Origin of the sequence: Pseudomonas sp. FW305-28 (assembly GCF_017351395.1) — a bacterium.
Lineage (GTDB): Bacteria > Pseudomonadota > Gammaproteobacteria > Pseudomonadales > Pseudomonadaceae > Aquipseudomonas > Aquipseudomonas fluorescens_AA.
In genome coordinates, this window is the sequence record NZ_JACNDD010000089.1 from 21,740 (window position 1) to 28,056 (window position 6,317).

General features: G+C 57.1%; 7 protein-coding genes, 1 tRNA gene and 1 pseudogene. 8 read left to right on the forward strand and 1 reads right to left on the reverse strand.

Features of this window, described 5'->3' with window-relative positions; all coding sequences use genetic code 11:
• The first annotated feature begins 55 nt into the window (after positions 1 to 55).
• From dapA to J4E53_RS20035, 8 genes and pseudogenes are all read left to right on the forward strand, one after another.
• Positions 56 to 934 carry a 4-hydroxy-tetrahydrodipicolinate synthase gene (gene dapA, locus J4E53_RS20000; protein WP_060738759.1) on the forward strand — a complete coding sequence of 293 codons (879 nt, stop codon included), beginning with the start codon at positions 56 to 58 and terminating at the stop codon, positions 932 to 934.
• A 17-nt stretch (positions 935 to 951) separates the two neighbouring features.
• A complete protein-coding gene (bamC, locus tag J4E53_RS20005) occupies positions 952 to 2,067 on the forward strand; it encodes an outer membrane protein assembly factor BamC (RefSeq protein ID WP_060738758.1) in 1,116 nt (371 codons plus the stop codon).
• A 4-nt stretch (positions 2,068 to 2,071) separates the two neighbouring features.
• Complete coding sequence (locus J4E53_RS20010; protein WP_103309781.1) at positions 2,072 to 2,830, forward strand: MBL fold metallo-hydrolase; 759 nt, start codon at positions 2,072 to 2,074, stop codon at positions 2,828 to 2,830.
• A gap of 27 nt (positions 2,831 to 2,857) precedes the next feature.
• Complete coding sequence (gene purC / locus J4E53_RS20015; protein ID WP_057449754.1) at positions 2,858 to 3,571, forward strand: phosphoribosylaminoimidazolesuccinocarboxamide synthase; 714 nt, start codon at positions 2,858 to 2,860, stop codon at positions 3,569 to 3,571.
• A gap of 83 nt (positions 3,572 to 3,654) precedes the next feature.
• Positions 3,655 to 3,744: transfer RNA gene (locus J4E53_RS20020), tRNA-Ser, on the forward strand.
• A gap of 130 nt (positions 3,745 to 3,874) precedes the next feature.
• On the forward strand, positions 3,875 to 4,984 hold the full coding sequence (locus J4E53_RS20025; RefSeq protein WP_060738756.1) for a hypothetical protein: 1,110 nt from the start codon (positions 3,875 to 3,877) through the stop codon (positions 4,982 to 4,984).
• Positions 4,985 to 5,177: 193 nt separating this feature from the next.
• A pseudogene (locus J4E53_RS20030) lies at positions 5,178 to 5,339 on the forward strand (type II toxin-antitoxin system RelE/ParE family toxin); the annotation flags it as partial.
• An 18-nt stretch (positions 5,340 to 5,357) separates the two neighbouring features.
• A complete protein-coding gene (locus tag J4E53_RS20035) occupies positions 5,358 to 5,666 on the forward strand; it encodes an addiction module antidote protein (protein WP_060743071.1) in 309 nt (102 codons plus the stop codon).
• A gap of 270 nt (positions 5,667 to 5,936) precedes the next feature.
• On the opposite strand, the gene J4E53_RS20040 is transcribed toward J4E53_RS20035, so the two are convergent.
• Positions 5,937 to 6,212, reverse strand: coding sequence for a hypothetical protein (locus J4E53_RS20040; RefSeq protein WP_060743070.1), 276 nt, complete (start codon positions 6,210 to 6,212; stop codon positions 5,937 to 5,939).
• Positions 6,213 to 6,317 lie beyond the last annotated feature (105 nt).

Here is a 6,317-nt window from a genome sequence, read left to right on the forward strand (position 1 = left end):
AAGCATCTTGGCGCCAGTACCATTACCGCTCTCTTTTTCCGGCAGGAGCGGTTTCATGATTGCGGGCAGTATGGTGGCACTGGTCACACCCATGGATGCACAAGGGCATCTTGACTGGGCCAGCCTCAGCAAACTCGTGGACTTCCACCTTGAGAACGGCACCCATGCCATTGTCGCCGTCGGTACCACCGGCGAGTCGGCAACCCTCGACGTCAATGAGCACATCGAAGTCATCCGTGCCGTGGTCAAGCAGGTCAACGGTCGCATCCCCGTCATCGCCGGTACTGGCGCCAACTCGACTCGCGAAGCCGTCGAGCTGACCCGCAACGCCAAGGAAGCCGGTGCCGACGCCTGCCTGCTGGTCGTCCCGTACTACAACAAGCCGACCCAGGAAGGCCTGTACCAGCACTTCAAGCACATTGCCGAAGCCGTCGACATCCCGCAGATTCTCTATAACGTTCCCGGCCGCACCTCCTGCGACATGCAGGCCGAGACCGTGATCCGCCTGTCCACCGTGCCGAACATCATCGGCATCAAGGAAGCCACCGGCGACATGAAGCGCGCCAAGGCCATCCTCGATGGCGTGAGCAAGGACTTCATCGTGCTGTCCGGGGATGATCCGACAGCGGTCGAGCTGATCCTGCTGGGTGGCAAGGGCAACATCTCCGTCACCGCCAACGTTGCCCCGCGCGAAATGGCCGACCTGTGCGAGGCCGCGCTCAAGGGCGACGCCGAGACCGCACGGGCCATCAACGAAAAACTGATGCCGTTGCACAAGGACCTGTTCATCGAGGCCAACCCGATTCCGGTGAAGTGGGCCTTGGTCGAAATGGGCCTGATGCACGAAGGCATCCGCTTGCCACTGACCTGGCTGAGCACCCCCTGTCACGAACCGCTGCGGCAGGCCCTGCGCCAGTCCGGCGTCCTGGTTTAATTGAGGAAGTACAACGCATGAAGCGAATGGCCGGACTTTCCGCACTTGCCTTGATTATCTCCAGCACCAGCGGCTGCGGATGGATCTGGGGGCCGGAAGGTTACTTCCGCGACCGTGGTAGCGATTACCTGCAAGCGCAACAGACTGCACCGATGCAACTGCCGCAAGACGTCAACATCGCCAAGCGCCTGGATCCGCTGCTGCCGATTCCGCGCAACGTCGCGGACGACAGCGTCAAGGGCGAGTACATCGTTCCACGTCCGCAGCCGCTGTCGGCCGTGGCCGACGCCAGCGACTACACCCTGCAGAAGAGTGGCGATTCCAGCTGGGTCATGGGCCAGCATCCGCCAGCCGAAGTCTGGCCGGTGGCGATCCAGTTCTTCCAGGACAACGGTTTCCGCCTGGACGAACAGCGCCCGCAAACCGGCGAGTTCACCACCACCTGGCAGCGCTCCGATGAACTGTCCGCCGCCATGGCCAAGCGCCTGAGCGCCGCCGGTGTCGCGGCCGACAGCGAAACCCGCGTGCGGGTGCGTATCGAGCCGGGCGTGCAGCGCAACACCAGTGAAATCTACGTGGTCAGCGCCGAGCGTCCTGCCGGCAGCACCGCCGACGTGGCCTTCACCAACCGTTCGGTCAATACCGGCCTCGACGCTGCCCTGGTGGACGACATGCTTGCCAGCATGAGTCGTACCGCGGAGCAGGGCGGTTCGGTCTCGATGCTGGCGTCCAAGGAATTCGATGCGCCGAGCCGCGTCAGCCTGAGCGAAGACGGCAGCGGCAACCCGGTGCTCAACGTCGGCTCCGACCTGGACCGTGCCTGGTCGAGCGTTGGCCGTGCGCTGGAACAGGGTGAGTGGCGCGTTGAGGACATCAACCGCAGCCTGGGCCTGTACTACATCAACCTCGCCGAGAAGGCCGAGAAGAAAGACGACAAGCCCGGCTTCTTCAGCGGCCTGTTCGGCAGCAAGCCGGACAAGGAAGAGATCGAAGCCCGCGCCGAGCGTTACCAGGTTCGCCTGAGCAAGGTCGGCGAAAGCGTCCAGGTCACTGTCGAGAAGAACATCAACACCGTGGCGCCGGCCGATGTGGCCCGCAAGGTATTGAGCGTGATTCAGGATAACCTGGGCTGATCCGATGCGTTTCGCCGTTCTCGGCAGCGGTAGCCAGGGCAACGGCACGCTGGTCGCCAGCGCTGGTACGTACGTGTTGGTCGATTGTGGTTTCTCCCTGCGGGAAACCGAGAAACGCCTGTTGCGCCTGGGTGTGCACCCGGCGCAACTGAGCGCGATACTCGTGACCCACGAACATGCCGACCACGTGCATGGCGTGGGTTTGCTGTCTCGGCGCTACAATCTGCCGGTGTACCTGAGTCGTGGGACACTGGCAGGCCTGCGCAAGCCCATCGAGCCAGCCGGCTTCGTGGTCGGTGGCGAGCAACTGCGTATCGGTAGCCTGGACATCAGCGTGGTCAGTGTGGCGCACGATGCCCGGGAACCGACGCAATATGTGTTCAGCGATGGTGAACGACGTTTCGGGTTGTTGACCGACCTGGGGTCGTACTGCAACAGGGTGATGGACAGTTACCGGGACCTCGATGCATTGATGATCGAGTCCAACCACTGCCGTGACATGCTGGCCCGTGGTTACTACCCGTACTTCCTCAAGCAGCGGGTCGGCGGGGAACACGGACATTTGAACAACCACCAGGCCGCGTTCCTGGTGGCCGAGTTGGGCTGGCAAGGCCTGCAACACCTGGTCCTGGCCCATCTGAGCAGCAAGAACAACCTGCCGCAGCTGGCCCGGCAATGTTTCGTCGACACCCTCGGGTGCGACCCGGACTGGCTGCAACTGGCCGATCAAGATTCAGGGCTCGACTGGCGACATATCGCCTAGCCCACTACTTAGCAAGCGGAGCCCATCATGGAAAAACGTGAAGAACTCTACCGCGGCAAAGCCAAGTCGGTTTACAAGACCGACGACGCTGACCGCTTGATCCTGCTGTTTCGCAACGACACCTCGGCGTTCGACGGCAAGCGCATCGAACAGCTGGACCGCAAGGGCATGGTGAACAACAAGTTCAACGCCTTCATCATGCAAAAACTCGAAGCCGCCGGCGTGCCGACCCAGTTCGACAAGCTGCTGGGCGACAACGAATGCCTGGTCAAGAAGCTGGACATGATCCCGGTCGAATGCGTCGTGCGTAACTACGCCGCCGGCAGCCTGGTCAAGCGCCTGGGCGTGGAAGAGGGCATGAAGCTCAACCCTTACACCTTCGAGCTGTTCCTGAAGGACGACGCCAAGGGCGACCCGTTCATCAACGAATCCCACGTCGTGGCATTCGGTTGGGGCACCACCGAGCAACTGGCCCGCATGAAGGAATTGTCCCTCAAGGTCAATGAAGTGCTGACCAAGCTGTTCGACGACGCCGGCCTGCTGCTGGTGGACTTCAAGCTTGAATTCGGCGTGTTCAGCGATGGTTCCATCGTCCTGGGCGACGAATTCAGCCCGGACGGCTGCCGCCTGTGGGACAAGGACACCAAGAAGAAGATGGACAAGGACCGCTTCCGCCAGGGCCTCGGTGACGTCATCGAAGCCTACGAAGAAGTCGCCCAGCGCCTGGGTGTACCGCTGTAATCGACGCAAGCATCTGATAGCACGGAAAAAATTTCGCTCGGGGGTTCGCTTCCGGCGAATGTGCTGGTATGATGCGCGCCACTGGAGAGATGCCGGAGTGGCCGAACGGGACGGATTCGAAATCCGTTGTACTGGCGACAGTACCTAGGGTTCAAATCCCTATCTCTCCGCCATTATTGAATACGACTAAGCCCCTGAAATGGTTGAACATTTCAGGGGCTTTTTCGTTTTTGAGTTTTTTGTTGGCGTGGTAATGGCTTGTTGATATCGTCTTGCGACCATTCAAAGGCGCAAGGAGCGAGCATGGCCGCAGTGAGTAACTCAGTTGTTCATTTGACGATGCGATTTCAGAGAACGAAGCTCGCTATCGGTACTGGGGTGGTATACAAGCGCGATGGAAAATTTTATATCGTGACCGCCTGGCACAATTTAACGGGGCGTCATCCCGATAATTTGAAATTTCTGAGCGCGCATAGCTCCATCCCCGACAATATAGTCGTCAGTATTGCGGTTAGTCGTGGTGATTTTGGAACCTCACGAATGTCAGTTGTTCTACCGTTAATGGATGAGGATAAGGCGCTCTTCTTGATACATCCAACGGGCTGGCCAAGAGTTGACGTGGTAGCCATTCCTTTTGATCCTATGGCGTATCTGAAAATGGAGCTCTATGATTTTGATGGTACGGTTCAAGATGTAGTTGTTTCGCTTCTGGACACTGGAAACACCAATATTCCTGCTGACCTTTGCCCTGTGCAACGTTATTTAGTACCGAGTCAAAGCGTTATAGATAAATGGTTGGGTAATGTAGAGGTGACAGAAGAGCTTTTTATACCTGGATATCCTCACAATCTCCAGGATGACTACTCGCAGCCCGTGTGGAAGCGGGCGACAATTGCTTCCTCCGTGCAAAGGGGGTGGAACGGCCAACCAAAATATCTTATTGATTCTGCATCGAAGAGCGGTATGTCTGGTTCCCCTGTCCTTTACTACAGTCCGAAAGGAGAAGTAATCGTCAATGGTGCCTCCTATCGATTTACGACCGATGTCGCGATACTTGCTGGTATCTATGTGGGGCGGGAGGGGGTAACTGATAAGAATGATCCGCAGGTTGGTATTGTTTGGCATACATCAGTGATTGACGAGATTATTGATGGTGGCACCTTCGAGAAGCTTCCATTTGAGATTGAAATCGGGCCGGGTGATCTGGAAGCCGCAGTAAATGAGGAATTTAAAAATACTTCACGGAAGGGACTGGGTAACGTCTTAAACCCCAAGGTACCTTCAAGGCACATTGTGTGCGAAAGCGTTTTAAAGCGAATACAAGGGCGAGCTAAACCTGAAGATGTCATCGAGGCTGTGGTTCGATTGGCGGAAATTTATGATGGGCCTCTCATGCCAGACGATGATGATTAGCGGCTAAGGCAGTAGGAATTAACCAAGACTGGGGACAAACCACGGTTTTGAGTTCACTCATCATCAGATCTTGATCTGTTCCCATTTCTTCCCCCGCCCGCCCTGAATTGAGGATGCGGGGGGATGACCAGCATCAGTACCTTGATTTTCAGTATCCAACGGGATACGGCATTGATCGCGCGCAGTCGGTAACCTGGGCGATGTGAAACCTATCGGTGATGGTGTTTCAGAGTTGCGTGTGGATGTAGGCGCTGGCTACCGGGTCTATTTCACCATGCGCAGTGGAGTGGTCATCGTGCTACTCGCTGGGGGCAACAAGTCTTCACCGAGTGCTGATATCCGGCGAGCGAAAAAATTGGCAGAAGATTTGAGCATGAGCCAACACCTGACGACATTTGACATGGCCGCACTACTCGATAGCGACGAAGCGATCAGTGAATACCTTTCCCAGGTGTTGGCTGATGGTGACAGCGAGGAGTTTCTCCGAGCGATCGGCTATGTAGCCAAGGCCCGAGGCGTGGCGCAGATCGCTAAAGACTCCGGCATGGGACGAGAAAGCTTGTACAAGGCGTTCGCCCCCGGATCAAAACCGAGATTCGATACCGTACTCAAGGTCATTCATGCGCTAGGCATCGATCTTCATGCGCAGCCTGGGCATGCGGCTAATCATTCACCTGTCTGAAGAGTGGATTAGAGCGGAGACTGGGAACAGACCACGATCATGAGTTCATCTTTAATCAGCCTGCCTCTAATCGTGGTCTGTCCCCGTTTCCCCCTGACTAAATGGGTCCCTGTGAAAGTCTAATGCCAGTCAATTAAGCCCCAAACCCGTGGGAGCAAAGCTTGCTCGCGATTGGGGTGAGCCAGTCGACAGCGCCATTGACTGGTCCGCCGCCATCGCGAGCAAGCTTTGCTCCCACAGGTTTTGTGTCGTTTTATCCTTAGACTGGCATTACCTGTGAGAGGCCGGCTCCGCATCCAAGCGCCGAGCTGTGACATCGAGTACGTCGCAGCCATCCCTCAAAGGAATGCAGCACAGCTGTGCAAAGCCCTGGAGGACCACTGAATCACTCGGAATGTCCCCTCGCATGGCGAGGTTCTCTAAAAGCTGGGTGACCGCGCGAATTCTATAACCCGCCGTGTCGAGCAGGATGTGCAAAGGCGCAGAGGTATCGACGAAGAGGGGTTGATTGTCGGCATTGCTGGTAAGAGCCATGTATCTATTCATTTCAAACTCCGCTTGATTGAGGGCTTTCTTACCATTTGTCATTGAGTCGCCAAACCCAAGCCGCTCTTACGAACGACATTTGGACTATAGAGCCCTTCTGGAGAA

Excerpts from the sequence above, each read along its gene's own strand:
- dapA (WP_060738759.1), top strand. The coding sequence starts at position 56 with ATGATTGCGGGCAGTATGGTGGCACTGGTCACACCCATGGATGCACAA.
- bamC (WP_060738758.1), top strand. The coding sequence starts at position 952 with ATGAAGCGAATGGCCGGACTTTCCGCACTTGCCTTGATTATCTCCAGC.
- J4E53_RS20010 (WP_103309781.1), top strand. The coding sequence starts at position 2,072 with ATGCGTTTCGCCGTTCTCGGCAGCGGTAGCCAGGGCAACGGCACGCTG.
- purC (WP_057449754.1), top strand. The coding sequence starts at position 2,858 with ATGGAAAAACGTGAAGAACTCTACCGCGGCAAAGCCAAGTCGGTTTAC.
- J4E53_RS20025 (WP_060738756.1), top strand. The coding sequence starts at position 3,875 with ATGGCCGCAGTGAGTAACTCAGTTGTTCATTTGACGATGCGATTTCAG.
- J4E53_RS20035 (WP_060743071.1), top strand. The coding sequence starts at position 5,358 with ATGAGCCAACACCTGACGACATTTGACATGGCCGCACTACTCGATAGC.
- J4E53_RS20040 (WP_060743070.1), bottom strand. The coding sequence starts at position 6,212 with ATGAATAGATACATGGCTCTTACCAGCAATGCCGACAATCAACCCCTC.